The sequence below is a fragment of the Alteromonas salexigens genome (assembly GCF_025628895.1).
Classification (GTDB): Bacteria; Pseudomonadota; Gammaproteobacteria; order Enterobacterales; family Alteromonadaceae; genus Alteromonas; species Alteromonas salexigens.
In genome coordinates this window covers 67,346-93,853 of record NZ_JAOTJC010000008.1, presented here as the reverse complement: position 1 = coordinate 93,853, position 26,508 = coordinate 67,346, and the positions used below count along the sequence as shown (strand labels likewise).

Here is a 26,508-nt window from a genome sequence, read left to right as displayed (position 1 = left end):
AGTGATCGTTTTTCACTCATTAACAAAAAGTCTAATATTATCAATAGCTTTATACTAAAGTATAATGACAGCGTCAGCGATCTTTGTTCTATATCGCACAATTTTGTAGGAGATGTCGTACAAAGCTTTAAGACAGATGGGAAAAAATGGGGGGCCTCGTGCTCAAACTATTTTAGTTTATCTTTTTCACATAACAGCTAAACGAATTTCTAAACCATGCCAAGAAAGACTCATGATAGTTGTAATCTATTGCTGAGGCCTGCGCTGCGTTTATAAGTAACTATTCGCGAAAACGACTTCGTTCTTGCGAGATGAATCACACACTTTTTCGGGGTCCCTTAACTCAGGCCAACGTTTTAATTGGCATACCAACCTATCTTTCCATGTAGAACTTCTCCAGATTTGTGCATGTTCGCTCTTATCATCAATCCAAAGCATTTTCGGTGCAGTTGCGCTTTCGTACAGAGTGTTTGCGTGCTCCAAAGAGATAAGACTGTCCGCTTGACTATGAATAATGAGAGTGGGAATTTTTTGACTTTGCTGAATTAATTTCTTCGGTGCGTAATCGTCATTTATAGGTAACGAGAGTGGCCATTGAAAACTCCAGAATAGCCAGGACTTAGCTAAGGTCTCGCGAAAGATCTGTCTATGTGAAGAAAATGTGCTATCAACAATCAGCCCGTCTGGAGCCTGATTAGCTTTCGAGGCAAAACCAATAGCAGCCGCACCGCCCAAACTCTGCCCAAACACAACTATAGTTTCATTCTCTCCATGTTTATCGCGCAGCCAGTTGTAACCCAAGAGCGCGTCATCAATAATGCCTGCAAACGTTGGTTCACCCTCTGAACGTCCGAACCCTTGATAATCCAGCATAAAGACGTTCCACCCATGATCAATTAGCCAGTAAAAGTTAGCGATGTGATAACTTAAATTTGAGGCATTTCCGTGTAAAATATAGATTGTTCCATTGTGCTTACTATCTGAGGGCCTCGCATTCAAATACCAACCATGTAACTTAAGACCTTCAGTGTTTTCGATTAGTACAATTTCACGCTCAAAACTAAATTCTTGTGGTGAGTTAACTAAGCCTTGTGTGGGCCAGAAAAAGAGTGATTGGCAGCCAGATAGCAATAGGAGACTGACTAACACTACGCATACCCTCATAAAAACTTCCTCAGCATTTAGCCTTAATTTAAATGTAGCCGACATATCGTCGACTTCAATTCTTACTGCTTTGGCTGAAAAATAGTTCTTTGAGACGTTTAAGATATGAACATTGGCGAACTGACGCGCTCTTTTCTGTAGAACGCTGGTTGTGAAAGCACAATTGATACGATGATTTTGTCCGCCACTTAAAAATATATGCTAGCAGCTAAAGAAATTAACAATGTATTTTGGGCTTCGACTGTGAAACGAAAATCAGAATTATTAGTTGAATTTAATGACAGGTGGCAACGACCAATTAAGTCCTGACTGGTGACGGAGGTTGTTATTGAAAAAGGCTTCTCAGCTTCGCAAAAAGCTTTCTCACCAAACCATCTCCATTCTAACCCTGCACGCATCGAGGCGGTTAAGGAGTGATTATCACGTTCCGTTTCTTTCATATGTACACGGCCATGCCCAAAGAGGTAGGGAACAATACCACGCCATTTAGTTGCGATTCCGTAGCCACCAGCAACAAACGCGGCAACTTTTGCATCAATTGAGCGCAAACGATTTCTCTGAGCACCAAGGGTCAATGTCCATGATTCGCCGCCATCTCCCTCAACCCCGGTACTTGAAATATCGAAGCTTTCAACATGAATACCATAAAGGTGATCAAGTTCTAGATGATCATTGTCGAAATAGAAACCGATTTGCCCCATTGCCATGGCAGATTGATTCGGTCTACCCCCAGAGGGCTGAATTCGGTCATAGTATGTCGGTCTCATTGTAATTTTCCCGCCAAGGTTGCCATCTAAAGATAACAATTCAGTTCTTAGCAGTGCGGCAGCTTGCCCTTCGTGTGGATAAACACGTTGCTCTTCTTCCAGCTTAATAGTGTTACCGGGTTCGTATTGCAATAGCGACTTTATTACATCGCGTCTTGCTTGTTTCAAATTTTCATTATCCGGTGACTGCTGAATTCTAAACGCATAGTAAGAGCCTAGTGTTATCAGCACTTTTTTCTGAGAAGGCTTAGATAATCCATCAAAGAGGCCTTTGTCTCTTTTTATCCAATCGGCGAGTGCCACTTGCTGCCTTTTTGTGAGGACATGAAAATGGTTTTGGAATTTTTTTTGCTGACTTTTTATAAGAGTGACTTCGCTCACCATCTGCTGATCGCCAGCACTCATTACAGACTTGATGACTTCGGAAGGGATCACCGTTTTATCTGATGATTTTACAAGAAACTCGGGGGCAACGATCTCTAACGCACGTGCAACAAAATAGGCACAGTTTTCGTCTATGAAGAAATATTGATATTTAATTTGAGATAACTCGAAGAGTAAACCGGTAAGCAACTGCTTCTTATAGGGGGTGAGATCTAATTTGTACTCCCATAAATCGCGGAGTTCTTGCTGCCCATAAGAAATATGGTGACGGTAAAACGGCTGTGCCGAAAATCTAGCATCATATCCGCCAAAAATTCCTTTCACGATATATGTAAGCGGGTCGTCATCATCTGGGACAATTGCTCCAAAATTTAAGCTGGTAGCTAATAGCCCATCTCCTTTTCCACTCTGGTCAATGCGAATAAATAAGTGGCCGTGAAAGCTTGCCGGGTTTTTGAGGTAGCCATCGGCAAAGATCAACGTTACGCCTTCTGGTTCACTTGTCCTCATAAATTCGGTGAAATCATCACAGTTGGCTAAATCATAATAACCCACAAGGTTGTGATGTTGTGCAAAAGCGTATCTGGCGGGAAACCTACAGGCCATTACTTCTGATGCATGCTCTATGAATGTCTTTAGCTCAGAATATGGATCAAACTGACCGTCAGGAGATAAGAAGAAAGCTTTTGACTCAATATCGCTTACGTTTGCTTCGTTGTATTGTAATAACCTTTTCCATTCCCAGCTCTCAGCAAGGATCCTTAAATCGCTTTGCGTCTGTGAATTTGCATAGAAAGTAACGCTTAAAAGAATGAGTAGAGCTTGCAAACTTCGCATATTGATAGGCTATCGTGACGACTAAGAAAAGCTGCTTATAAAAAAGAAAGAAAAAACCGAGCTGTAAGCTCGGTTTTGAACATCGAATTAGCAATAAGCTTTATACTATGATTAACCGTTTAAGGCTGAAAAATAGATAGCTTGAGCTTTTTCTACGCGTGTTCCATCTACTGCACTATTCAGGGCATTTCGCATTGAAACCACATCACCACCAGTCATGGCGACTACAGCTTCAAGAGCCTGACCTTCGCCAACAGCTAATTCAAGCTCAAGTTGGTCAAGGTTTTCATTGATGAACATCGCTGTTTTAGTGCGCTCGCCATTACACATATCTTCTGAAGCAGTACCAGTAGTCAAGGCTGTAGTACCTAAGTCCCAGATGATGTTGGAAATTGCTGCGGCTGTACCGTTGTTATCAAAAATTGCCGCACCGATGCCGCAATGTTTCCAAGGGTTCAGCTTTTCAACCTGACCGTCTTCGGCAGCCATTACTGGAGCAGTAGAAGCCATTAAAACTGCAGTCGCAAACGCGCTAAGAAATACCTTTTTCATGTTCTCTCCATTATTTTTTATTTTAATGAATCCAAAGATTCCTAAATATCGTACAAAATAAGTTTTGCTTTTGGTAGCTAAATTTTTAGATAATTTAAGAGCGCGATACAGAAACTCGTCAGCCAAGTCGATTTCCGAGCCGAACATACATAACGGAGATGTAAAGCTGGTCTAGTGATATTGGCTGATCTAGACTAAACGTGATAATAGAAGCGCGTTATATTAAAAAAAACTTTTAAATGTAGAAGTGGAGCAAGTAAGAGTACTCTTATTTTCGACCTTCGCCTCACGTGATTTCGCTACAGGCTACAGATAAGGATTACTTAGCTCCAGACAGGCTATCAAACGCAGCGGCTTTCCACTGGGTAAAGCGCTATTTCGGCCTGAACATGACCTGTCCGGTGACGTGGCCCACTTCTAAATCACGTACCATTTGATAGCGACCATCCTCAAAAAAGGGCCGGCATTTAGGCAGGGTCACATACACTGCAACCCCTTCACTCTTCGGGTCTTCTTCCAGCACACTATCAATGGCGCCCATAAGTTTGTGGCCAATGCCCAGGTGTTGGTGATCGGGGTGGACCGCGATAAAACTCAGCATATGATAATCGCTGGCAGGTATGCTGGCCCGCACCCGCTCTTCCTTCTCCACCATCTGGCGAGTGCCGAACAGGCCGGCTGTCAGTAACATCTTGAGTCGCCAGTGCCAGTACCGACCAGCGCCAAACGCAGCATCCGGGCTTATCATACAAGCTACCGCCAGCATGCGTTTGCCCTCAAATAGCCCTATCATAGGTTGCTCTGCTACCCAAAACGCATTGAGCTCTTCACGAATGGCCGAGCGTAAACGGTTTTCATAACCTTCTTTCTCGGCCTGAAAAATATCGACAAACAACGGGTCATCGAAATAGGCGTTATACAGAATTGAGGCCGCGACTTTGAGATCGTCTGCAGTCAGGTAAACCGCATTGACGTTGTCCGGGTTCACTGGTGGAAATTGGGCAATAGCAGCGGTCATAGCGTTTCTCCTGTACATGCGTAAATGGCAGCCGGTACGATACCGGTTGCCATTGATGGCGGACTACTGCGCCCGCAACCCAACACACACTGTAGCGGAAAATCGCACAATTGTTAAACAGTTGTTAATTGCCTTTCTGTTTTCGCTTAGCCGATGTGCGCGTAGGCACTGTCGCCCCACCCAATCAGACTGCCATTTTTAAACACCAGCGGCGTGCATTCGTCTTTGGTGGTCAGGCCGTCTTCCATTGTCCGCTGTGTGCGATAGAACAACACCCGATACGTACCGTCGGCTTTCTGGTGTAATTCATTGAAATCTGCCACACCCATTTTGCGAATAATTGACTCGTAAGTCATGTCCAGTTCAAGCTGAGAAATATGCTTGCGGTTGTTGTACTCCCGATCTTCCCAGTCTCCCTTAGAGTAACTGTCGGTATCTCCGCTGACGATCACACACCCTGAAAGAGCGACAGGGGCAGTAAGTGCTAATATAAGTGCCAGATGTTTCATCGTGTTTCCTTGTGCTATGTAATATTCTTATGACATTGCCTAATCAAGATTAAGGCCAGAACATAACCTTCTGATTTTATTGGCTTTACGATTTTCGCGAAAAAGATGAGCCACAATTAATTTGTGAATACCGCCATTATTTAGCCATATTCATCATTAATTTTTCACCACGCTAGCCAGAGAGTCGCCTTGTGATTAGCAACTAGGGCGGTATGCTTTTGGGCTGGTTTATAAAGGAGTCGTCAATGACCCATCAGGACTCGGTACAACAACTGGTAATGCTTTGCCATAAACTACAAAAAGAAGGCGTACCTCCTACCATTGCCATGCTACGGGCAAAAGCCCCTTTTACGGTGAGTGTTACGCAGGCAATTGCGGCAGTAAAAGCGTTTAAAGGCAGTCGTCAGGCGCCCGAAGAGGATTCAACGCCAGTGCACAGCCAGACAGACCAGCTCCAAGACATGGAGAAGCGGATTGTGCAACTGGAAGAAGCGGTGGCGTTGCTGGAACAACGCCTGCAGCAATTGCAGCCTACGACTGAATAAGAGGCTCCAGCGTCCGGATAAAACTTGCTAAATCATCCGCCACCTGCTGCTGCGGTGGTTTACCCACCTGTTCGAGCATTACGGCACCTGAAGCGTTATCCACCGTCAGAATAAAATCTTCTTCGTCGGTAACGGCAAAAAATAATGTGGGCGCCTGTTTAAGGCGCTGCTTCATCAGTAAGTGACCAATCAGGTTTTGTTGTAATCGTTCAAAGTCTTGTTCGTTCCACACCTGCAGTAATTCACATGCCCCTTGCTCCGCTTTTGCCGTGAGATTGTCACTGTAGAAGCTGGTGAAGAACTCACAATACTGAGGGTTCAGTGATATGGATAACGCCTCTTCAACGTTATGGAAGCTTAAATTACCGGCTTGTGGCGTGGGTTGCCAGCGGACTTGCTCACCCTCTGCGCCGCTCCCCTGATAACACGGCGACGGCCAGGCGCTGTCATACTCTGTACTCAGAGGCTGACCAGCCTGCTGTGCAGCGGATTGGTAGCGGGCAACAAAATCCTGCAAAGCGTCGGTAACGGGCGTTGTCATAATATGAGTCCTTAATAGTTTTGCGGTACACTATAACGCTACCATTGAAAGTCAAGCGGCCCCGGGTCGCATAACATACCGGTGATCATGAACAAACAGTCTAACTCTACGCCCTTTGAAACCCCTCAGGGACTCACATTGGGCCAAAGCGTAACTTACGAAGAAATTTACAACCCTGCCCTGCTACAAGGCGTGCCGCGTTCGCTGAATCGCGACTCGATAGGCCTGACTGCCGAAAACCTGCCCTTTCAGGGCATGGATATCTGGACTGGGTATGAGTTGTCGTGGCTGAATAAAAAAGGCAAGCCACAGGTGGCCATCTTAACCTGCGATGTACCGGTTACCTCTCCCAATCTTATTGAGTCGAAATCATTTAAGCTGTACTTAAATAGTTTCAATCAGACCCACTTTGATAGTATCGACAACGTCCGCGAAACACTGCAAAGCGACTTATCGGCGTGTGCCGGGGTAGCAGTGAACGTGACATTGTGGACACCACAGCAATTTCACCAACTGAAAATGGTAGAGCCGCAAGGAACGGTTATCGACGATATCGATGTGTCCATCGATCAGTATCAGCCGGACGCCAATTTGCTTGCCACGGGCAGTGACCACCGTGAAGAGACCCTGGTGAGTCACTTGCTGAAATCTAACTGCCTGATCACCAGTCAGCCCGACTGGGCCACTATTCAGATTCGTTACACTGGTCCGGCGATAGATCACGCCAGTCTGCTGAAGTACCTGATTAGCTTCCGCCAGCACAATGAATTTCACGAACAGTGCATCGAACGCATTTATTGCGATATTCTCGCAAAGTGTCAGCCTGACAAGCTTACCGTGAATGCAAGATACACCCGCCGGGGAGGGTTGGATATTAATCCGTTCCGTTCAAATTTTGAAAAGCCTTATCCGAATCATAGACTTGCCAGACAATAAAGAAGAAGAACCTTTTTTTCTGTGTCACACTAAGGGTAGGCAGACATGCTTACCCCGAGGAATGTAGCTTATGGAAGGAAAACAGCTTCAGTCACTGAAGAATCACGCCGAGACGCTGACCCGCTTTATTATTCGTCTGACGAAATTTTATGAAGGCCTGTCCAGCGATATCGATAACGAACTGCAAACGCTCCGTGGTCATCTGGCTGGCAGCCCCAACTACACACTGGCGACGGTGAGCATTAATAAGCTGGGCACAAAACTGCAAAATGCCCATGCGTCCACAAGCGAAGTGGTGAACAAGTCTATTGATGATCTGGAAACCGATGTAAAAGCGTTTCAACAGAAAGTGGCGCAGTCGTCTGGCGTGCAACAAAATGCGGCACAGTTACTGGTTAAGCTGAACCAGCCTGCTCAGGACCTGTTCGCGGTATTGGCGTTGTACCGGCAGGCTACCCGCTTTTTCGCCGTAAACGCGCAAGCTGCCAGCCCCAAGCCAGCAAATCCTCAATCTGAGCCAGAAAAAAACGCGCGCCACTACCACGCTATTCTCGATGAGCTTAATTTGCTTATTAAAAATTATGCCCGCAAGCGACCTGATGATGAGCAACTACTGACCATCCAGGCTAAATTAGCGCAGGGCATGCAGGAAGAAGAGTTGTTGCAAAGCTGTGTGGTGATCATTCGGATGATAGTGCAGGAAGCTATGAGCGAAGCCAGTCTGTCTGGCAAGGTCATTCAGAGCCTGCACAAAAGCCTTGGGCAGGTGTCACAGAACGTATCGCAAACCATCGACTTGTCGAAGGCCAGTTTTGCTACCCGTAAAGCCAGCACTGCACAAATGCAGGCACAGCTGGAAACTATGGAAGATGCTGTTAACCATAGTGAGTCGCTTGAGAGCCTCAAACGTCAGGCCCAGCAATATGTCAAAAACGTATCTTCCACATTGTCCGAGCGCGCCCAGGCCGAACAGGACGAACAACACGAACTTTTGAAACTACTGGCCTCCATGCAGGGACAACTAACCCGTCTGCAAAGTCAGACACAGTCCTATCGAAAAAAACTGGCAGAACAAATCGTCTCCAGCCAGACTGACTCGCTAACCCGTCTTCCCAACCGGCAGGCCTATAATGAGCGAATTGAACGGGCCTTTGCGTTAGCGGAAAATGGGAATGTTAAGCTGGCATTAGCGGTCGCCGACATTGACTTGTTTAAGTCAATTAACGACCGGTTTGGACATGCTGCCGGCGACAAAACCTTGCAGGTGGTCAGCCGCCACCTGCGGAAAAACCTCTCCAAAGATGACTTTATTGCCCGCTGGGGCGGTGAAGAGTTTGTCATGTTACTACTTGGGGTAGATAGCAGCGGCTTGCAGAAAAAGCTCGAAGCATTACGAGCTTCTTTAGCTGATATTCCCTTTAAGTTCAAACAGGAAAAAGTCATTATATCCGCATCATTTGGCGGTACCTGCCTGAAAGCCGGCGATACGCCGGACGAAGTATTCAACCGCGCCGATACAAATCTTTATAAGGCTAAACGCAGCGGCCGCAATTGTGTGATCACTGATCAGGAAACGACGTTATGAAAAAAGTGCAGTTAAACCCGGTTGGGTGGATGAGTCAGCTTTCTCAGGTAGAAGTCGCACAGCTTCAGGATTCTACCCATAGTGATTTATACGATATGTTTCGCAATTGCTGCCTGGCAGTGCTTAACAGCGGCGTTGATGAAGACAATTTTGAGGTGCTCTTTGCCCCGTACGACGACTTCGATGTCAAACTTATCCGCCGGGAACGCGGCGTAAAAATAGAACTGATCAATCCGCCCGAGGTAGCCTTCGTAGACGGCAAGCTGGTGCATGGTGTGCATGAGCACTTATTTGCCGTCCTGCGCGACTTATTATACATGGGCAATAAATACGCCTTTTTACATCAAACCGCGCCAGTCGACGGTCCCAGTACCACTGATATGGTCTTTGACATGCTACGCCATGCGAAGGCACTGGAAGGCAATGATGAACTTAATACCATCGTTTGCTGGGGTGGCCACTCCATTAACCTCAATGAATATAAATACACCAAGGAAGTGGGTTACCAGCTGGGCTTGCGGGAAATGAATATCTGTACCGGCTGTGGTCCCGGTGCAATGAAAGGTCCGATGAAGGGGGCCGCAATTGGGCACGCCAAACAACGGTACAAAAAAGGCCGCTACATCGGTATTTCTGAGCCCAGCATTATTGCAGCCGAGCCGCCCAACGCCATTGTGAACGAACTCATTATCATGCCCGATATTGAGAAGCGGCTTGAAGCGTTCGTGCGCATTGCTCACGGCATTGTCATTTTCCCGGGCGGGGTCGGCACTGCCGAAGAGTTGTTGTATCTGCTTGGTATATTGATGAACGAGCGCAATGCCCAGCAACCTTTCCCCGTGATCCTTACCGGCCCGGCTGGCTCTGAGGGCTACTTTGAAGCGATCGACGAGTTCATAGGCGCAACCCTGGGCGAAGCCGCACAGAGTAAATACCAGATCATTGTGGACGATCCCCCGGAAGTAGCCCGCACCCTGCGCGCCGACATGGAGAAAGTAAACAAATACCGTCGCGCAATGGGAGATGCCTTCAGCTTCAACTGGTCACTGAAAATTGATCCGCCGTTTCAACGCCCTTTCGTGCCCACCCATAAAACCATGGGCGCCCTGGCGCTGCACCAGGATCAGAATGTGGCCGATCTGGCGGTAGTACTCCGTGAAGCGTTCTCTGGGATTGTTGCCGGTAACGTTAAGGCAGAAGGGATCAGGCAAATTAAAGAGCACGGCCCGTTCAGCCTGACGGGTGACCCCGACCTGATGACGCGCATTGATGGTTTGCTGAAGTCGTTCGTTGCACAACAGCGCATGAAATTGCCCGGCAGTGAGTACAAGCCGTGCTATACCATCTCACGCGGTAAATGACGTATCTGGTTACGTTTTAGCATTCCTTATAGTGACGCTTTTACGGTACACTATAAGGAATAGCACGCAATAAGTGACGAAGGATGAACAGCAAGGTTATTCGGTTAATAGCGCTGGGAGCGGCGGCGTACGCGTTATTTGTATTTTTGGTGTTATCTTTTTACCCCGATAAGCCAGAGAACATGGACTGGCAGGATCGCGAAGAATACAACAAGGTACAGATCACCAAGCTCAAGCTGGGCAGCACCCGTGAAGAGGTGTTAGCACTGCTGGGCTCACCGGATATTACCGAAGCCAAAATGGAAAACGGCACCACCATTCAGGTGATGTTCTATCGCACCCAACACGTGCGTGCCGATGGTCTGACAACTCAGGACGAATGCACGCCACTGTTATTTGAAAACGATCAGTTAATTGCGTGGGGAGAAGGGGCGTATCAAAGCTATCAACAGAGTTGATGCATGACCGATCACCCCTTTGCCGAGGTGGCCGACAATCTGGCTACCGTAGAGCAGCAGTTATTTACTGCCCCCCAGGAGCGTCTCCCGGAACTTTGTCTGCATACCGCAAAAAAGGTTATCACTGCCTGCCGTGCAAATCCTGATGCTGCGTTAGCTTATATAAAGCTGGTTGACAGCTCCGCCACCTCCTCATTTTCACTGCGTGCATGCATTACCGTTACCTCACTGGGGATACTGCAGCGTACCAACGAACATACACTTCAGCATATACTGGCCGCGCTCGTGGCTGTGCAAGCGTGTGCGGATAAACCACAGGAGCAAGCCTTTGCCCGCTTAAGGCCCCTCTCGGTATTTTGCCGGCAGCGGGGATTAGAGATATGGTCAGACTTATTAACGATCCGTAAAGCCCTGGTGCACCCCGATGGCGTGAAGCTATTACAGCGCCCTACTCTCTCTCGTTGGCAACAGCTGGGTTTAGTTGCCACCTACCTGGCCCGACACTTAGCCAGACAATCGCTGTATGGCTGCTTTAAACCACTGGCTACTGTGCACACCAGCGCGCCTTATCAGGCGATGTTGGGAAGCCTGTTGAAAAGCCTCAGCGAGGTTTCGCCCGGCAGCTGGGTAAACGCAAATAATCAGCAAGCACTGGTACTGGCAGTGAGCGGTAACCACACGGCCATTCAGCGACGCAGCGAACTGTCGGCAGGCAGCAATGGAGCTCTGACTGGTGAACATCAGTGGGTGCCCACTTTATCCTTACAGCCATGGTCCGCGGCACCACTCCCATTCCATCAGTGGTGGCAGTATTATTGTGCCTGTCAGCCAAACCGAGATGCGTCGGGCCCCGGCGCCTTTCCCGTGGTCTTTCCGGTAAACCGCCCCCCATCAAGCCTGCTTAAAATAATTGATGCTTTACAGCTACCTGATACCGATATCAGTGAGCTTAGCGGTATGGTAGAGCGGGAGCCGGTGTTCAGTCAGTTTCTGCGGGAGGCGGCCAGCAATGACAACCGGCTGCAGTTGCCGGTGGGGAATGTTAAACAGGCTATCCTCACCTATGGAACAGAGCGGGTAGGTGACATGCTTACCCAGCGAGCATTGTCACAGCGCCTTACCCAGCATCAGTTTCCTCTGCTTGCACAGTGCCAGACATTGGCGGTAGTGGCCGCAGGCATTGCCGGGCTGTTATCCACCCATACGCGTACGCGGTTTACCAGCCAGTCTGCCGCGCTGGTAACCAGCCTGTTATGCGCCCCACTCTTTATGTTGCCGGCCCTGAAAGTGATGACAACCCTGCCATTCAAACGCCAGGCGGGTATCCAGATGAAAGACTGGTTTACCCTGAAAGAGTCTCAACAGTGGCCAGCCCTGGTCAGCGATCTAGCGCAGGGTTGGCACCAGAGCCCTACCTGGCGGGCATTGCTACACCATGCGGGTAAACACCCGGACGACGTGCCCCGGTCACTGCGCAAGGAACACGCCCTGCTGTTACTGTCGGTGGTGTGGGCCAGGAGCTGGCTATTCGCCAACAGTCAAGCCGCCGAGAGTGTCGCTGGCGCCATCACTGCATCACTGGATGTATTGTCATTGCAACCGGACGTAGAAAAGACGTTACGTCATGATCTGGCGCCACAACTTCTTTGCCCGTTAGTGAACTGACAATCTCACAGATTAAATTGGTCTGATCACTATCTCTCACTTCCGTGATCCTATAGAATACGCGGCATCTGGCCCGACACCTGCATTCGGGTGGCGCTGAAGCAGCGCGGATCACTACCCAATGCACTCATCCTGTCACGTAAGTGCCTGTAAGAGATGCTTACCTAAGGCTTAATCGTGTTGCCAGACTAATATTTAAGAACCTAACGAAAGAGTTAACAGATTATCAGAGGATCCCTCCACATGACTCAGCAACGCATTACTGTCATTCGCGGTGACGGCATTGGCCCAGACATCATTGACGCAACCACGAAAATTCTGGACAAGGTTGGTTGCGATTTTGCGTACGACTATGCCGATGCGGGCCTTATGGCACTGGAAAATCACGGTGAATTACTGCCCCAAGACACGCTGGATCTGATTGCCAAAAATAAGGTTGCCCTGAAAGGCCCCCTTACTACGCCGGTTGGCGAGGGCTTTACATCAATTAACGTGAGCCTGCGTAAACAGTTCAAACTGTACGCCAACGTACGTCCGGTGTTGTCTTTCAAAGGTACCAAAGCACGTTACGAAGACATTGATATTATTACCGTGCGTGAAAACACCCAGGGCATGTACTCTGGTCTTGGTCAGGTGGTTTCAGAAGACGGCAACGAAGCTGAAGCACTTAGCAAAATTACCCGTGAAGGCGCCGAAGAGATTGTGACTTTCGCTTACGAATTAGCACGCCGTGAAGGCCGTAAGAAAGTGACTGCGGTTCACAAAGCCAATATCCTCAAGTCAACTTCAGGCCTGTTCCTGAAAGTGGCGCGGGAAGTGGGTGAACGCTATCCGGATATCGAATCATCAGAGATGATTGTAGACAATACCTGCATGCAGCTGGTAATGAACCCGCATCAGTTCGATGTCATTGTAACGACCAACCTGTTCGGTGACATTCTGTCAGACCTGTGTGCCGGTCTGGTCGGTGGCCTGGGCATGGCGCCGGGTGCTAACATCGGCAAAGACTGCGCTATTTTTGAAGCCGTACACGGCTCTGCACCGGATATCGCTGGTAAAAACCTGGCTAACCCTACCTCGGTTATCCTGGCCGCCATTCAGATGCTTGAATACCTGAACATGGGTGATAAAGCAGAGAAAATCCGCAGTGCACTAAAAGACGTAATTGAAAGTGGCGACCGCACTACCCGTGACTTGGGTGGCGAAGCCGGTACCACCGAGTTTACACAGGCAATGCTGGACAGACTGTAAGTCTGCACCAGGTTATTTAAAAAGGGCCCGACGGGCCCTTTTTTGTATCTGTCCCCCTGTCACACCCTCTCGCCAGAAAAAACTGTCCTAAACCCCGCCCTGCTATCCCTGTCTGTTGGTATACACTTGCCCTGTACAATGATGTACGCGAACCATTAAGGAACGATGATGAAAAAATATATTCCCTTACTGCTGCTTCTCAGTGCAGGTGCAATCTCAAGTTTACCGACCCCGGCGTTAGCAACATCCGGTGATCAGAGTCAGATGCAAGCGGCTAAACTGGATCTCAACAGTGCAACACTGGCACAGCTAACGGCGCTGCCAGGCATTGGCGAGCGCAAGGCGCAGGCCATTATTGACTACCGGGACGAAGTCGGCCGGTTTGTGGAAGTGGAACAGCTCACGGAAGTAAAAGGCATTGGTGAAAAAATGCTGGCGAAACTGGCCGGGCATCTCACTGTGCGTGAACACTAAGTACAAACTAAAAAGGCTCCCTTGGGAGCCTTTCATTCACTGGAATTCAACGTTCTGGTTAACCCTTCAGGCTGGCCAGATACTCCTTAAATTCTTCACCCAGGGTAGGATGACGCAATGCATATTCTACATTTGCTTTCATGTAACCCAGCTTACTGCCACAGTCATGACTTTTGCCTTTCATGTAATAGGCGTCTACCTGCTCCATCTTCATTAATGAATCGATGGCATCAGTGAGCTGCACTTCACCGCCTGCACCTGGCGGAGTGAACTCCAGTAAATCCCAGATTTTTTCAGACAGGACATAACGGCCTACAATCGCCAAGTCTGACGGCGCATCTTCCAGTTCTGGCTTTTCAACCATACCATGGATCTTGGCTGACTCACCCTGACTGATATCGGCGCCATCCAGGTCTGCGATACCGAATTTAGACACATCTTCCTGCGCAACCTGTTCAACCATCACCTGACTTACCCGGCTGGTGTTGAACTTGGCAACCATGTCGGCCAGATTGTCTTTTTTCGGGTTACTGGCTACATCATCAATGATAACGTCTGGCAGTACTACGGCGAAGGGGGCATCCCCTACCAGCGGACGGGCACATAAAATCGCATGCCCCAATCCGTTGGCCACACCCTGACGTACCTGCATAATGGTCACGTCTTTCGGACAAATTGACTGCACTTCTTCCAGTAACTGGCGCTTCACCCGTTTTTCCAGCGTCGCCTCTAACTCAAACGAGGTATCGAAGTGGTTTTCGATGCTGTTTTTACTGGCATGAGTCACCAGAATAATTTCTTTCACGCCCGCCGCGACACACTCATTCACCACATACTGGATGAGCGGTTTGTCTACTACCGGTAACATTTCCTTCGGTATCGCTTTTGTAGCAGGCAACATGCGTGTGCCCAAACCGGCAACCGGTATAACGGCTTTCTTCACTTGACTCATAAGTTAGTGTCCTTGTACTGATAATCCACGATCAATTGCGTAATAATGCAATCCATATTCCATTATTCCCGCTGATATAAACAGGCGTCTGCCAGCTCAGGCCTGCCTTTTCGTCAGGCCTGCTATTCTAAATTAGTTTAACGCCCAATCCACCCTTCATTTATCCTGGGTGCCCTGCTTATGTGCAATTGCACTGTTGCAGTGATTTTCACCATAAGGGTTTGGCAGCTTACGATAGCGCACCGGCGTATAGCTCTCTCTACCCGACGGACCCTTGTTGCCGCTCAGCAACACTCGGAGTGCTTCGCCTGAGTCCACACACGGCGAGATGCTTAATGTCTTACTCTTCCGGCCTTGCCTTTCAGGCCGTCGATAAACCCTTTTATAAAGTAGCGCCCCCGCGTCTTGCCTTCAGGGAAATGCCAGCGGTTCACAGCCCACCTGACTGGCAGCGCGAGTAAGTGACGGCACTTCCAGTAACCGGGTACATATGAGCGACGCGATAACAACAGCACATTCCTAACCTGATAATACAGTCTTACCGGCGAGCCTTGCTTAAACGTCAGCCCCAGTATTTTTCTGCGCGCATCGCCCTGTTTATGGGGCATACCTACATCCAGTGCCTGGTAGACTTTATAGCCTTTCTGGCGGGCGCGCCAGCACCATTCATGGTCCACACCATCGATAAACAATGCTGACTCTTTGGGGCCTATTACCTGATAAGCAGATAAAGGGATCAACATGCCAGAGGCAATGATCTGTTTCACTTCGGCCAGGTTGTTATTAACTGACATAGCCTTCTGCAGTCTTGGCTTCACTTGTTGATTGGAAAACTCACAAATCAACATAGGACCGACGGCCGCTACCTGGCTGCCAGTGCCCGTAGTATGTTTAAGGTGGTCGGCCAGCCGCTCCACGATACTTGCAGTGATATTGCTGTCCTGATCGAGGATGAGCACCCGGTCGCAACCCACCGCCGCAATCAGTTCAATGCCTTTGTTCTGCGCCTCTGCAATGCCCAGGTTGTCCGGGAAGTGCAGGTAATCAATGTATTCATCGGCTGGAAACTGGCTGGCCACCGGCGAGTTATCAATTAAGGCCACATTTTTAACGACCTGCTTTAACTCTTCCACCATTTTCATCACATGGCGGATGTCGGGGTGATAAAGAATAATGACCGCGCCAATCATTAGTGTCTGATTATCCGATCCAGTAAGTGCCTGTCCAGGCGATACGCCATTTTTACCACTTTGGAGGGCATGAGCCGCAAGCAAAGTACTGCGGTTGCATAGAACAGGTTCCATACGGTCAACCTGCGTAGTTTTTTCATCGCATACAACCGGGCACGATATTCGTTTAGCGATTTACTCAGACCACGGCGCTTATAAAAATCATTCACCCGCCGAAATTTCAACAGGCGATCTTTAAGGTTGCGAAAGATAAATCCGTTGGCGGCCAAGGTCACCCACAAGAAGTAGTCTTGAGTGTTTTTCAGTTCGCCCTGGTACAAAAAGCCGGCCCGAAACACATCAAAACGGATCACCACGGTTGGGTGATTGAGGGTACACCGACGGGGGAGAAGATATGTAATCTGACGGTGGTTGGCCGGCATCACGCGTGCGCCGACATGTACACCCTGTTCGTTAATTTCCTGCAGGGCAGACCCCAGCACCGCAATATTGTGGTGCTTATCCATATAACTGATCTGGCGTTCCAGGCGGTTGGCCACGCTAATATCATCAGCATCCATGCGGGCAAAGTAACGGGGATTAAGTGACATAGCCCATTGAATCGCATGATTCATGCTGCTGGCCAGACCCAGATTGCTGTCATTCTGGCCAATTACGATGCGTTCATCGTCGAATGCAGCGTCTTTTATTAAGTTCATCATTTTCACGGGTATTTCACCGTCAATAACGATAATAAAGACGAATTTGCGGTAGATCTGGGTGACGATACTATTAATTGCTTCGCGGACCCACTCCACATTGTCGCCATGATAGACACTCATCGCCACCACAGTGGGCGTCGCACTGTGCGGGAAGCGATTATGCAGAATGTTAAACTGGCTCGACAAACGGGGTACCGACATAAAGGTTATTTTGGGGGGAAAATACCAGAAAAAACCGGCGAAAGCCCGAATTTATGCATAAGCGGCCACTAAAAGATTATTTGCTAACCACCCGCTTAACCGCCCGGATCAGGGTCCAGATGTTCTGGATCACAAAGCTATAGACTACCAAGAGGCCTATAAACCCCCAAAACATGATGCTTTCCGGCACCGCATAAACCTCGCCCAACACGCCGACAAGGCAATAGCAGGCGCCGAGAAACAGGATGGCGGCTAACGACTGACGGGAACTGAGTCCCGCGCGCATGAAAATATTATGCAGGTGCTTTCTGTCTGGCCGCAACATTGACTGCCCTTTTCTGGCACGACGATACATAATTGCGGCCATGTCCATCAGTGGCAGCCCGATAAGCCACACAGCCGTGATGGGGCGGAATGCACTTTCACTGCCCTGAGTATGATCAACGAGCAACCACACAATGGTAAGGCCGACAAACATACTGCCGGCGTCACCCATAAATATCTTATTGCCCTTAAAGCCTTTCCAGCTGAGGTTGAAGGCGAGAAAAGGTACAATCGCGGCCATAATGATCAGTGGCTCCATCACCGCACTGCCGTTGCCGGTCGCCAGCAACAGCCCAACGACAGTCATTAACACTACCAGGCTCATGCCGCCTGCCAAACCATCGATGCCATCGATCATGTTAAATGCGTTCACCACTCCTACCACACACACGATGGTAAAAAAGTAACCACTTACGCCAAGAAAGACTTCGCCGGTGCCCATAATATCGCCCAACGAGGTAATATAGTTCTGTGCACTCCAGGCCATGATGGATGCCACACCAAACTGGCACATTAAGCGCCCCTTAGCGCTCAGATCGAACCTGTCATCTAAGGCCCCAAGTAAGACGATAAAGGCCGATGCAGTAAAAAATAAGGGATTGTTTTTCATCCAGACATCGGTAGCAATACTGGCCACCAATACGGCCATAAAAATGGCCACACCACCGGTCAGTGGTACCATACCCGAATGTTGCTTACGGACGTTGGGTTGATCAACCAACCCGAACTGGTGAGCCAGCGGGGTCATCACTACCAACAGCACCAGGGCCACGATGAAGGCGGTAAACAGCGGCACAATTTGCAGATAATCAAACATAGCTACAGAGCTTCCCAGGACTGACTCGTCTTAAAGCTTTTACAACTTCCAATTGGCAAACAGCGCGGCTTGGGGGGAAATTCCATTTTGGAAATAGCGTCCTTCAGGGTTATATGAACGCCAACCCGTGCAAAACGTGACACGCGCTGGTATAAAAAATCCTGCATATAATAGTCAACTATCATCAACGACACCACCCTTGCACTGTAAAAATATTACAAAACATCGATCGAAGTCTCTATCCCTTTAGGAATGAGGGCAAAAAATCACCACATGACTGTTACATCGTTACTCTGGCATGTATTTGTCATGTATTGTGGTATCCTTACGCCAATTTGGGATATGGACATAACACAATGTTAAGTATGCGTTCTCATATGCTCTGTGCAGCATTGACATTGCCCTGGCTGGGTGGCTGCGTTTCTGCACCCGCCAGCGTAGAAGCCGATGTACCCCTGGTGCATGCGTCTCTTGCTTATTCTCTGGACAGAGATGCAATTATCACACCCACTGGTAATCTCGATATAGGCAACCGAGTGCAGCTCAATAGTCGCACTTATCAGGTTCAGGCCGCATATGTCTCTGCAACCGGTACAGAATGTCGTACGCTGACGCTGTCGTCAGACGAGATGATGCCGGGCACCGAGCGCACACTTTGCCAGCGTAGCGGCCAATGGGTCATGCTATCGCCCCTCGTTAAGCACACAGAGAGCTACTAATCGTGTCAGTATTTACTTCTTTATGTCGCTTTTTGGCGACGCTTTCACTCTTGTTGATGGCGTTTTCAGCTACCGTAAACGCGCAAACGGCCGAGCAGCTCAGACAGCTGCAGCAGCAGGCTCAGAGTCAAAGCGCTTCCGGCAACTCGTCCGGTGCCCAGTCAGTTACGCCTATGTCCATTAATTCCCGTAGAACGTTACCGGGGTCATCGAATTCTCTGCCTTCCACGGGCCAGTATGCCACGCAACCGCGCAATGGGCAGACCCTGCCCGGCGAACCCACGGTAGAGACAGTGTTCCCCCAGCAAGAAGCAATGAGCAACCCACCGTTTGCGGCCAACCTGTTCATCGGCGGTTTTGAGTCTGAACGCACCACGGGCATGAACGACAACTACCTGGTGGCGCCTGGCGACAAAATATCTATCTGGCTGTGGGGCGCCGTAAACTACTCGGATGTTGTTACGGTGGATAACCAGGGCAATATCTTCATTCCCAATATCGGTCCCATCCGCGTGGCCAATACCCCAGCAGGGAGCGTGAACCAGACGGTATCTTCACGTATTCGCCAGGTTTATACCAACGATGTTAATGTGTATGTCAACCTGCTTACTTCAACACCGGTTTCCGTGTTTATCGCCGGTCCGGTATTGCGCCCCGGTCAATATGCAGGCTTGGCCTCAGACAGCGTGCTCTATTACCTTAAACGGGCCGGAGGGATAGATTTCCAGCGTGGTAGCTTCCGTAAAATTGACGTCATACGTGACGATAAAGTGATCGCCACCGCTGATCTTTATAAGTTTTTCCGCAGCGGTAAAATGCCGGAATTGTCATTCAAGGATGGCGACACCATTCTGGTTCATCCCATTGGTAATACGGTAGTGGTAGAAACCGGTGCCCGTAACAGCTTTACCTTCGAATTCACCGACGAAGAGCTCATTGGCAGTACAGTTAACTACTTCTCTCGTCCGGGGGAATTTATCAGTCACGTGTCGGTAGCCGGGGTAAGAAATAATAAAGAGTTCGCCCGATACTTGACCCTCGAAAAGTTCGCCAACCTTACGTTGAAGCCTGGCGATAACGTGGAATACGTAGACGATCACGAACCGCAAATTTATCGTATTAATGTGGCGGGAGCCTTTAAAGGGGCATCGCAGGTGATGGTGGATAAAGGTACACGTTTACTTGACGTACTGGACCGTATTGCCATCGACCGTTCTCTCTCCGATATTCAAAGTATTTATCTGCTAAGAGAAAGCGTGGCGGAGAAGCAAAAAGACATCATTGAACAAGCCTTGCAACGTCTCGAGCGCAGTGTATACACAGCCCCCATCAGTTCCACCGGGGAAGGCTCTATTCGTGTGCAAGAAGCCCAGTTAATTTCTGATTACGTGGCTCGGGCCCGTCAGGTTGAACCGGTAGGAAAAGTCATCGTGTCACAGAATGGCGACATTGCAAATATATTGCTGGAGCCAGGCGACACCATTGTGATCCCCGAAATCACCGACTTGGTGCATGTTGGTGGAGAAGTATTGTTACCTCAGTCAGTGGTATTTAATCCAAATGCAACCACAGAAGACTATGTGGCCTGGGCCGGTGGTTTTACCCAACGTGCTGACGACGATCGTATTTTGGTTATCCGCAAAAACGGCACGGTAGACTTCGCCGCAGTGGGTGACGACGATGTGAACTTTGAAGCCGGCGATCAGGTGGTGGTACTCCCTGCTATCGATACCAAGTCACTGCAGGCCGTTAAAGACATCACCCAAATCATTTACCAGATTGCGGTTGCCGCAAACGTTGCGACGAACTAACCCGCGTCATGGTTACGCTTAAACAACAACTTTACGCATGGCGAACAGTGATCTTTGCACTGTTCCTGCGTGAGTTACAGAGTAAGTTTAATGATAAGTTTGGCTTGAGCTGGGCGTTTCTTGAACCCTTTGTTTTTATACTGGCTCTGTCGTTCTTTCGAGGCTTATTAAATGAAGGTGATATTCATGGCATATCACTTTTTCATTTTATGATGATTGGTTTAGTCGGGTTGCAGTCGTACACCACGGGAATTCAAAGCGTGTCGATGTCTATCAGAAAAAATAAACCTCTGTATGCTTTTCGTCAGGTTCAACCCATGTCTGCAATTGTGACTTCTGGCTTTTTAGAAGTTGCGATTAAAGTGGTAGTAATAGCGCTGCTGGCGTTAGCGCTATACCTGGTGGGTGACGGTATTTCCGTAGATAACTATTTGTTGTTGATTGTGCTGTTCTCATTATTATGGATCCAATGCATCTCTGTGGGCTTAATGTTTGGTATAGCCGCTGCATTTGTCCCAGAGGTTGATAAAATCAAATCGATGATGATGCGGCCGCTCCTCTTTATATCGTGCATATTCTTTAGTCTACAAGACATTCCAGAAGAGTACTGGCCTTATCTTACCTGGAACCCGATAGTTCACTTCGTTGAACTAGCACGGTACGCCTGTTTCCCCAAATACGGTAGCCAAGGGGTTGACCTGGCTTATACTGTTGAAACCACTGCAGGCTGTTTGTTCCTGGCGCTTTGCTTATATCACATCACCTGGAAGAAGGTGCTGGCCCGATGATACGCATTGAAAACATGACAAAGAGCTATCCAAGTAAACTGGGGCCTCAGTATATATTCCGGGATCTTAACTTCGACTTTCCCACTGAAAATAACGTCGCTATCCTGGGTAAAAACGGCACGGGTAAATCTACCCTGTTCCGGTTACTGGCAAAAAGTGAATACCCGGATCGCGGTCGTATTGTCACCAACAAAGCCATGTCCTGGCCGGTGGCATTACAAACCGGTATTCATCCCCAAATGACAGGACGGGAAAACACCCGCTTTATCGGCCGCATTAACAATGTACGCTCACTAGCCAGATACGAAGAAAAGGTGCAGGAGTTTGCCGAAGTGGGCAAACGCTTCGATTTACCGGTTAAAAATTATTCATCAGGGATGCGCGCCAAGCTGGTGTTTGCCTGTTGCATGAATATCGATTTTGATATCTACCTGATTGACGAAGCCACCTCGGTGGGTGACCCCATTTTCAGAAAAAAAGCCCGTGCCAGTCTGAAAGAGAAAAGTGAGCAGGCAGGGGTGATTATGGTCAGCCACGAGCTAGACCAAATCCGTGAATTTTGTACGTCTGCGGTCGTCATTGACGAGGGCAAACTGACCTACTACGCAGACCTGGAAGAAGGCATCAGTGTCTATACCCAGGAAAGCAAATAACAGAATTAACAGGAAGTGAATAGTGAATAACGCGCTAGGAAAAATTAACGCTTTCGTGAAGCAGCACAAAACCCTGCTATTAATCATGCCGTGGCTGCTCTATGCCTTTTATCTTGTTGTCTGGGCCGCGCCCCAATACGAAAGTCAAAGTCAGCTTATTGTGAAATCCAGTGAAGGCGGCAGCAGTTTCGACCCGTCATCATTATTAATGGCCAGCGTTTCCGGTACCGCTGCCACTAACGAAAGCCAGATCATCGAAGCCTATGTGCAGTCGGCCGACATGCTGAAACATCTGGATAATGCTATTCAGTTGCGGGAACACTACACTTCTGATGAGGCGGACATATTCAGCAGCCTGTCTGGCTTTCACAGTGACGAAGATTTCTACCAGTATTATCTCGACCACATTGAAGTTGCCGTTGACTCAACCTCGGGTGTGATCACGTTGAAAACCCGGGCATTCACCTCTGAGTACGCCACCCTGATTAATGCGACCATCGTCGCGAAAGCTGAAAAGTTCATCAATGCCATCAACAACAACCTGGCAGAATCCAAGCTGGAGTTTGCCAAGGGTGAACACGCCATTGTAGAAAACAAACTTCAACAGGCGAAAACTGAGCTGCTGGCCTTTCAATCCAAATACGATGTACTGGATCCCACAGCTGAAGGCGCCGCGTTTCAGCAAATTGCGTTCTCGTTACAGGCCACCCTCGCTCAGAAGCGAGCGGAGCTTCGCACTATGGGCACCATGATGTCCGACTCCGCGCCGGAGATGATCAATACACGCCGCGAAATTCGGGCACTGGAGCAGCAACTGGCGGAGCAGAAAGAAAAAATCAGCACCAATGAAGATACTGATGCGTTATCGGTAACTGAACTGATGGCACAGTACAGCAGTCTGAAGGTACAGCTGGAACTGGCTATTCAGGCGTTTTCTTCGTCGCTTATCACGCTGGAAAATGCCCGGGTAGAGACTTACCAGAAACTTCAGCATCTGGTTACTATTGAGTCACCAACCGAACCTGACGACAATCAATATCCACAGGTAACTTATAACCTCACCCTGTTCGCGGTTGTGTTGTTTGTGCTCTACGGCATTGTCCGCATTGTCATTGCTACCATCCGTGAGCTGTAAGTTCCCGGGACGACTCACAAAACACCTTTAAACGACGCACAAGCGCCTGTCTAATCAGGCAGGCGCTTTCCATTTGTCCGCTAACCAAATGGCCATCTCGCCTTGTGTCGTGTGCAATCCTTTAGTATAACGACGTATCCTCTTCAGGACTCGATAATAACGGGGCTGCAAAGACTGCCCCGACCGATAAGAAAGATAATCAAAACGGAACTCTATTGTGACTACGAAATCATCTAACGATACCAGCTTCTTCGGCCATCCCGGCGGACTGCAAACGCTGTTTTTCACAGAAATGTGGGAGCGGATGAGCTATTACGGCATGCGTGCCCTACTTGTATTATTCATGACCGCCAGTCTCCAACAGGAAGGCCTGGCCTTCACGGTCGCCTCTGCTACCGCCATCTACGGCTTATATACCGGGGCCGTATATTTCATGGGCTTACCCGGCGGCTGGATAGCTGACCGCTTACTGGGTGGGCAAAAGGCTGTCTGGTATGGCGGCATCATCATCATGTGCGGACACATTGTGCTCGCGATCCCTTCCCACAGCACCTTCTTCATCGGCCTTATCCTGGTAGTACTGGGCACCGGGCTGTTAAAGCCCAATATCAGTGCCATGGTGGGGCAGCTTTACTCTGACGACGATAACCGTCGTGACAGTGGCTACACCCTGTATTACATGGGTATCAACATTGGCTCGGTTATTGGCTACATGGTCTGTGGCTGGCTGGCCCCGAACATGGGCTACCACTGGGCGTTCGGTGCCGCGGCAGTTGGCATGCTGATTGGTCTTATCCAATACAAAATGACCTTGTCTAAACTGTCCACCGTGTCAGACGGCCCTGCCGTACAGTTATCTGCCAAAGCGAAAACCCGCAGCTGGTCGGTGATCATTCTGGCGCTGGGTGCACTGGCTGCCGTCACGTTCCTTACCACTATCGGGGTGATGATTATCGATCCGGTCGTGGTTGCTAAGTATGTGGCAATGGGCTTCACTGCCATCTTTGTGCTGTACTTTGGTGGCATTTATTTCTTAGGTGATCTCACCAGTGCTGAGAAAAAGCGCATGGGTGCGCTGCTGCTGATTTGTGTGGCTTCAGCATGTTTCTGGGCCGGGTTTGAACAAGCCGGTTCATCACTGAACCTGTTTGGTCGTGACTACACTGACCGTATCGTGGGCAGCTTTGAGATCCCACCAGCCTGGTTCCAGTCTGCCAATTCGTTCTTCATTATCATTCTGTCGCCTTTCTTTGCTGCGCTATGGATTAATCTGGGTAAACGGATGATGGATCCCTCTTACGGCGCGAAATGTGCTATTGGCCTGATCATCATGGCCAGCGGCTTCATCGTGATGTTCTTCGCCGCGCAAATCGCGGCCAGCGGCCTGAAGGTGGCGCCCTACTGGCTGGTAATGACTTACTTCCTGCACACTGTAGGTGAGCTCTGCCTGAGCCCTGTCGCACTTAGTGCAGTAAGTAAACTGTCGCCAAAACGTTTTGCCGGCCAGATGATGGGTGTGTTCGTACTCACCTACTCTATCGGTAACGTGATTGCGGGCCTGTTGGCGGGGAACTTCGACCCCAGCCGTCTGGATGAAATGCCGAACCTGTACCTGCAAATCAGCCTGTTCAGTATTGCTATCGGTATTGTTGCCTTATTGCTGTCACTGAAGACCCGTCACTGGGAAAAGCTGGCCGACAAAGACCACACCGACGAACCCCACCCGGTTCCACAGCAAGGATAAGTGTTCTGCGGTTTTATCCGCAGCCACAATTGCATACAATAACCGCCGGAGTATGTTCTCCGGCGGTTTTTTATTTTAGGGCACCCTATGCGATTTTATTTTTCCACCCGACACATACCCGGCCTGGCAGGACTGCCTCTTGCCGAACGCATTGAACGACTGGATCACGCCTCCAAGAAGCTGACCGTACCGGAGAAAACGCTGCTGAATGTGCTGAAATTACTGATAATCGTACCGGTGTTCGTTCTCATCCTGCGCACAGTTGAGAACTGGCACTCATTGTTATGGGCGGCACTGGTGTTTTTGCTTTATCCTTTAATCGTGAAGCCGTTACAGTATTCCCTTAGTGCAAAGTATTTGCCTGATCCATCCAAGGAGAGAACATGAAGACCATTTTAGTTACCGGCGGCGCCGGGTATATTGGTAGCCACACGGTATTGCAGTTACTGGAGCAAGACTTTGCTGTGGTAGTGCTGGACAACCTGTCTAACTCCAGTGCGGAGTCGTTGCGTCGGGTGGAGGCGCTCACCGACAAGGCCGTGACTTTTGTGCAGGGTGACATTCGTGACACTGCAGTGCTTGATGATATTTTCAGTGAGCACGACGTTCACTCGGTGATCCACTTCGCCGGTCTGAAGGCGGTAGGTGAATCGGTACAAAAGCCACTGGAATACTACGAGAACAACGTGTACGGCACGCTCACGCTGTGTAAAGTGATGCGCAAGCACAACGTAAAGAACCTGGTATTCAGCTCGTCAGCGACTGTCTACGGCGACCCTGCTGCCTTACCCCTGCGCGAAAGCATGGCTACCGGTCACCCTACAAATCCGTATGGAATGTCCAAGCTGATGGTTGAGCATGTCCTGACTGACCTTTACCAGTCAGATAATGACTGGAATATCGTGCTGCTACGCTACTTTAACCCGGTAGGGGCCCATCCCTCTGGCCAGATTGGTGAAGATCCCAACGGCATTCCGAATAATCTTATGCCGTATATTTCCCAGGTCGCTACTGGCAAACTGGAGCAACTCAGCGTGTTTGGCGACGACTATGATACGCCTGACGGTACCGGTGTGCGGGATTACATTCACGTGGAAGATTTAGCCAATGGTCACTTAAAGGCGCTGGACAGACTGGCATTGAACATGGGTCTGGATATCTATAACCTGGGCACCGGTCAGGGCTATTCGGTTCTGGAAATGGTGAAGGCATTTGAAGCGGCCTCCGGCCGAAACATTCCCTATGCCATCGCCCCACGCCGTAGCGGTGACGTCGCCAGCTGCTATGCCGACCCGACCAAAGCCGCCACTGAGCTTAACTGGCATGCCGAAAAGACGCTGGAAGAAATGTGTTCCAGCACCTGGCACTGGCAGTCGAATAATCCCACCGGCTATCCCAAATAGCCCGGGGCAAGAGACACAAAAAA

At 49.2% G+C, this 26,508-nt stretch carries 26 protein-coding genes; 16 read left to right on the top strand and 10 right to left on the bottom strand.

Going from position 1 to position 26,508, the window contains the following annotated elements:
• Positions 1–270 precede the first annotated feature (270 nt).
• From OCL06_RS09935 to OCL06_RS09915, 5 genes are all read right to left on the bottom strand, one after another.
• Entirely contained in the window at positions 271–1,209 is a 939-nt protein-coding gene (locus OCL06_RS09935; protein ID WP_262994064.1) for an alpha/beta hydrolase, read from the bottom strand.
• A 143-nt stretch (positions 1,210–1,352) separates the two neighbouring features.
• Positions 1,353–3,152, bottom strand: a complete 1,800-nt coding sequence (locus tag OCL06_RS09930; protein WP_262994062.1) for an Lnb N-terminal periplasmic domain-containing protein — start codon at positions 3,150–3,152, stop codon at positions 1,353–1,355.
• A gap of 111 nt (positions 3,153–3,263) precedes the next feature.
• Entirely contained in the window at positions 3,264–3,830 is a 567-nt protein-coding gene (locus OCL06_RS09925; RefSeq protein ID WP_262994060.1) for a DUF3015 family protein, read from the bottom strand.
• A 247-nt stretch (positions 3,831–4,077) separates the two neighbouring features.
• Positions 4,078–4,722 carry a GNAT family N-acetyltransferase gene (locus tag OCL06_RS09920; RefSeq protein WP_262994058.1) on the bottom strand — a complete coding sequence of 215 codons (645 nt, stop codon included), beginning with the start codon at positions 4,720–4,722 and terminating at the stop codon, positions 4,078–4,080.
• 146 nt (positions 4,723–4,868) lie between these two features.
• Positions 4,869–5,231, bottom strand: coding sequence for a DUF3192 domain-containing protein (locus tag OCL06_RS09915; RefSeq protein WP_262994056.1), 363 nt, complete (start codon positions 5,229–5,231; stop codon positions 4,869–4,871).
• A 245-nt stretch (positions 5,232–5,476) separates the two neighbouring features.
• Here OCL06_RS09915 and OCL06_RS09910 point away from each other — a divergent pair, with 245 nt between their 5' ends.
• The gene (locus OCL06_RS09910; protein WP_262994053.1) at positions 5,477–5,776 is read left to right on the top strand and encodes a hypothetical protein; all 300 of its coding nucleotides are present in this window, start codon (positions 5,477–5,479) and stop codon (positions 5,774–5,776) included.
• Here the strand turns inward: OCL06_RS09910 and syd are convergent.
• On the bottom strand, positions 5,763–6,317 hold the full coding sequence (syd, locus tag OCL06_RS09905) for a SecY-interacting protein (RefSeq protein WP_262994051.1): 555 nt from the start codon (positions 6,315–6,317) through the stop codon (positions 5,763–5,765). The two genes, OCL06_RS09910 and syd, sit on opposite strands and share 14 nt — an antisense overlap.
• 87 nt (positions 6,318–6,404) lie before the next feature.
• Between syd and queF the strand changes: the two genes are divergently transcribed.
• From queF to OCL06_RS09870, 7 genes are all read left to right on the top strand, one after another.
• Entirely contained in the window at positions 6,405–7,253 is an 849-nt protein-coding gene (gene queF, locus OCL06_RS09900) for an NADPH-dependent 7-cyano-7-deazaguanine reductase QueF (protein WP_262994049.1), read from the top strand.
• A 70-nt stretch (positions 7,254–7,323) separates the two neighbouring features.
• Positions 7,324–8,838, top strand: coding sequence for a GGDEF domain-containing protein (locus OCL06_RS09895; protein ID WP_262994046.1), 1,515 nt, complete (start codon positions 7,324–7,326; stop codon positions 8,836–8,838).
• On the top strand, positions 8,835–10,199 hold the full coding sequence (ppnN, locus tag OCL06_RS09890) for a nucleotide 5'-monophosphate nucleosidase PpnN (protein WP_262994044.1): 1,365 nt from the start codon (positions 8,835–8,837) through the stop codon (positions 10,197–10,199). The genes OCL06_RS09895 and ppnN overlap by 4 nt, the downstream gene beginning before the upstream one ends.
• Before the next feature lie 83 nt (positions 10,200–10,282).
• Positions 10,283–10,657, top strand: a complete 375-nt coding sequence (locus tag OCL06_RS09885; RefSeq protein WP_262994042.1) for a DUF3192 domain-containing protein — start codon at positions 10,283–10,285, stop codon at positions 10,655–10,657.
• Positions 10,658–10,660: 3 nt separating this feature from the next.
• Complete coding sequence (locus OCL06_RS09880) at positions 10,661–12,322, top strand: HDOD domain-containing protein (protein ID WP_262994040.1); 1,662 nt, start codon at positions 10,661–10,663, stop codon at positions 12,320–12,322.
• Positions 12,323–12,565: 243 nt separating this feature from the next.
• Entirely contained in the window at positions 12,566–13,573 is a 1,008-nt protein-coding gene (locus tag OCL06_RS09875) for an isocitrate dehydrogenase (protein ID WP_262994038.1), read from the top strand.
• 168 nt (positions 13,574–13,741) lie between these two features.
• Positions 13,742–14,047, top strand: coding sequence for a ComEA family DNA-binding protein (locus tag OCL06_RS09870; RefSeq protein ID WP_262994036.1), 306 nt, complete (start codon positions 13,742–13,744; stop codon positions 14,045–14,047).
• A 58-nt stretch (positions 14,048–14,105) separates the two neighbouring features.
• Here OCL06_RS09870 and galU read toward each other — a convergent pair whose 3' ends face one another.
• From galU to wecA, 4 genes are all read right to left on the bottom strand, one after another.
• Entirely contained in the window at positions 14,106–14,999 is an 894-nt protein-coding gene (galU, locus tag OCL06_RS09865) for a UTP--glucose-1-phosphate uridylyltransferase GalU (protein ID WP_262994034.1), read from the bottom strand.
• A 332-nt stretch (positions 15,000–15,331) separates the two neighbouring features.
• Positions 15,332–16,189 (bottom strand): glycosyltransferase family 2 protein, encoded by an 858-nt coding sequence (locus OCL06_RS09860; protein ID WP_262994032.1) that lies wholly within the window; start codon positions 16,187–16,189, stop codon positions 15,332–15,334.
• Positions 16,189–17,091, bottom strand: coding sequence for a glycosyltransferase (locus tag OCL06_RS09855; protein ID WP_262994031.1), 903 nt, complete (start codon positions 17,089–17,091; stop codon positions 16,189–16,191). Before OCL06_RS09855 ends, OCL06_RS09860 begins: the two co-directional genes overlap by 1 nt.
• Positions 17,092–17,167: 76 nt before the next feature.
• On the bottom strand, positions 17,168–18,232 hold the full coding sequence (gene wecA, locus OCL06_RS09850) for a UDP-N-acetylglucosamine--undecaprenyl-phosphate N-acetylglucosaminephosphotransferase (protein WP_262994029.1): 1,065 nt from the start codon (positions 18,230–18,232) through the stop codon (positions 17,168–17,170).
• 356 nt (positions 18,233–18,588) lie between these two features.
• On the opposite strand from wecA, the gene OCL06_RS09845 reads away from it, so the two are divergent.
• The 8 genes from OCL06_RS09845 (at position 18,589) to galE (ending at position 26,485) form a co-directional block, all read left to right on the top strand.
• Positions 18,589–18,951, top strand: coding sequence for a hypothetical protein (locus OCL06_RS09845; protein ID WP_262994027.1), 363 nt, complete (start codon positions 18,589–18,591; stop codon positions 18,949–18,951).
• Between the two features lie 56 nt (positions 18,952–19,007).
• On the top strand, positions 19,008–20,762 hold the full coding sequence (locus OCL06_RS09840; RefSeq protein ID WP_262994854.1) for a polysaccharide biosynthesis/export family protein: 1,755 nt from the start codon (positions 19,008–19,010) through the stop codon (positions 20,760–20,762).
• 8 nt (positions 20,763–20,770) lie between these two features.
• Complete coding sequence (locus OCL06_RS09835; RefSeq protein ID WP_262994025.1) at positions 20,771–21,550, top strand: ABC transporter permease; 780 nt, start codon at positions 20,771–20,773, stop codon at positions 21,548–21,550.
• Positions 21,547–22,203 (top strand): ABC transporter ATP-binding protein, encoded by a 657-nt coding sequence (locus OCL06_RS09830; RefSeq protein ID WP_262994023.1) that lies wholly within the window; start codon positions 21,547–21,549, stop codon positions 22,201–22,203. The genes OCL06_RS09835 and OCL06_RS09830 overlap by 4 nt, the downstream gene beginning before the upstream one ends.
• A gap of 22 nt (positions 22,204–22,225) precedes the next feature.
• The gene (locus OCL06_RS09825) at positions 22,226–23,338 is read left to right on the top strand and encodes a KpsE/RkpR family capsule polysaccharide export protein (protein WP_262994021.1); all 1,113 of its coding nucleotides are present in this window, start codon (positions 22,226–22,228) and stop codon (positions 23,336–23,338) included.
• A 217-nt stretch (positions 23,339–23,555) separates the two neighbouring features.
• On the top strand, positions 23,556–25,082 hold the full coding sequence (locus OCL06_RS09820; RefSeq protein WP_262994020.1) for a peptide MFS transporter: 1,527 nt from the start codon (positions 23,556–23,558) through the stop codon (positions 25,080–25,082).
• An 87-nt stretch (positions 25,083–25,169) separates the two neighbouring features.
• Positions 25,170–25,469: a DUF6170 family protein gene (locus tag OCL06_RS09815; protein ID WP_262994018.1), complete on the top strand. Its 300-nt coding sequence runs from the start codon at positions 25,170–25,172 to the stop codon at positions 25,467–25,469.
• Entirely contained in the window at positions 25,466–26,485 is a 1,020-nt protein-coding gene (gene galE / locus OCL06_RS09810; RefSeq protein WP_262994016.1) for a UDP-glucose 4-epimerase GalE, read from the top strand. The genes OCL06_RS09815 and galE overlap by 4 nt, the downstream gene beginning before the upstream one ends.
• Positions 26,486–26,508 lie beyond the last annotated feature (23 nt).

Excerpts from the sequence above, each read along its gene's own strand:
- OCL06_RS09910 (WP_262994053.1), top strand. The coding sequence starts at position 5,477 with ATGACCCATCAGGACTCGGTACAACAACTGGTAATGCTTTGCCATAAA.
- OCL06_RS09855 (WP_262994031.1), bottom strand. The coding sequence starts at position 17,091 with ATGTCGGTACCCCGTTTGTCGAGCCAGTTTAACATTCTGCATAATCGC.
- OCL06_RS09860 (WP_262994032.1), bottom strand. The coding sequence starts at position 16,189 with ATGATTGGCGCGGTCATTATTCTTTATCACCCCGACATCCGCCATGTG.
- OCL06_RS09840 (WP_262994854.1), top strand. The coding sequence starts at position 19,008 with ATGGCGTTTTCAGCTACCGTAAACGCGCAAACGGCCGAGCAGCTCAGA.
- wecA (WP_262994029.1), bottom strand. The coding sequence starts at position 18,232 with ATGTTTGATTATCTGCAAATTGTGCCGCTGTTTACCGCCTTCATCGTG.
- galE (WP_262994016.1), top strand. The coding sequence starts at position 25,466 with ATGAAGACCATTTTAGTTACCGGCGGCGCCGGGTATATTGGTAGCCAC.
- OCL06_RS09915 (WP_262994056.1), bottom strand. The coding sequence starts at position 5,231 with ATGAAACATCTGGCACTTATATTAGCACTTACTGCCCCTGTCGCTCTT.
- OCL06_RS09930 (WP_262994062.1), bottom strand. The coding sequence starts at position 3,152 with ATGCGAAGTTTGCAAGCTCTACTCATTCTTTTAAGCGTTACTTTCTAT.
- OCL06_RS09830 (WP_262994023.1), top strand. The coding sequence starts at position 21,547 with ATGATACGCATTGAAAACATGACAAAGAGCTATCCAAGTAAACTGGGG.
- OCL06_RS09845 (WP_262994027.1), top strand. The coding sequence starts at position 18,589 with ATGTTAAGTATGCGTTCTCATATGCTCTGTGCAGCATTGACATTGCCC.
- queF (WP_262994049.1), top strand. The coding sequence starts at position 6,405 with ATGAACAAACAGTCTAACTCTACGCCCTTTGAAACCCCTCAGGGACTC.
- OCL06_RS09895 (WP_262994046.1), top strand. The coding sequence starts at position 7,324 with ATGGAAGGAAAACAGCTTCAGTCACTGAAGAATCACGCCGAGACGCTG.
- OCL06_RS09885 (WP_262994042.1), top strand. The coding sequence starts at position 10,283 with ATGAACAGCAAGGTTATTCGGTTAATAGCGCTGGGAGCGGCGGCGTAC.
- galU (WP_262994034.1), bottom strand. The coding sequence starts at position 14,999 with ATGAGTCAAGTGAAGAAAGCCGTTATACCGGTTGCCGGTTTGGGCACA.
- OCL06_RS09880 (WP_262994040.1), top strand. The coding sequence starts at position 10,661 with ATGACCGATCACCCCTTTGCCGAGGTGGCCGACAATCTGGCTACCGTA.
- OCL06_RS09815 (WP_262994018.1), top strand. The coding sequence starts at position 25,170 with ATGCGATTTTATTTTTCCACCCGACACATACCCGGCCTGGCAGGACTG.
- ppnN (WP_262994044.1), top strand. The coding sequence starts at position 8,835 with ATGAAAAAAGTGCAGTTAAACCCGGTTGGGTGGATGAGTCAGCTTTCT.
- OCL06_RS09870 (WP_262994036.1), top strand. The coding sequence starts at position 13,742 with ATGAAAAAATATATTCCCTTACTGCTGCTTCTCAGTGCAGGTGCAATC.
- OCL06_RS09875 (WP_262994038.1), top strand. The coding sequence starts at position 12,566 with ATGACTCAGCAACGCATTACTGTCATTCGCGGTGACGGCATTGGCCCA.
- OCL06_RS09920 (WP_262994058.1), bottom strand. The coding sequence starts at position 4,722 with ATGACCGCTGCTATTGCCCAATTTCCACCAGTGAACCCGGACAACGTC.
- syd (WP_262994051.1), bottom strand. The coding sequence starts at position 6,317 with ATGACAACGCCCGTTACCGACGCTTTGCAGGATTTTGTTGCCCGCTAC.
- OCL06_RS09935 (WP_262994064.1), bottom strand. The coding sequence starts at position 1,209 with ATGTCGGCTACATTTAAATTAAGGCTAAATGCTGAGGAAGTTTTTATG.
- OCL06_RS09835 (WP_262994025.1), top strand. The coding sequence starts at position 20,771 with ATGGTTACGCTTAAACAACAACTTTACGCATGGCGAACAGTGATCTTT.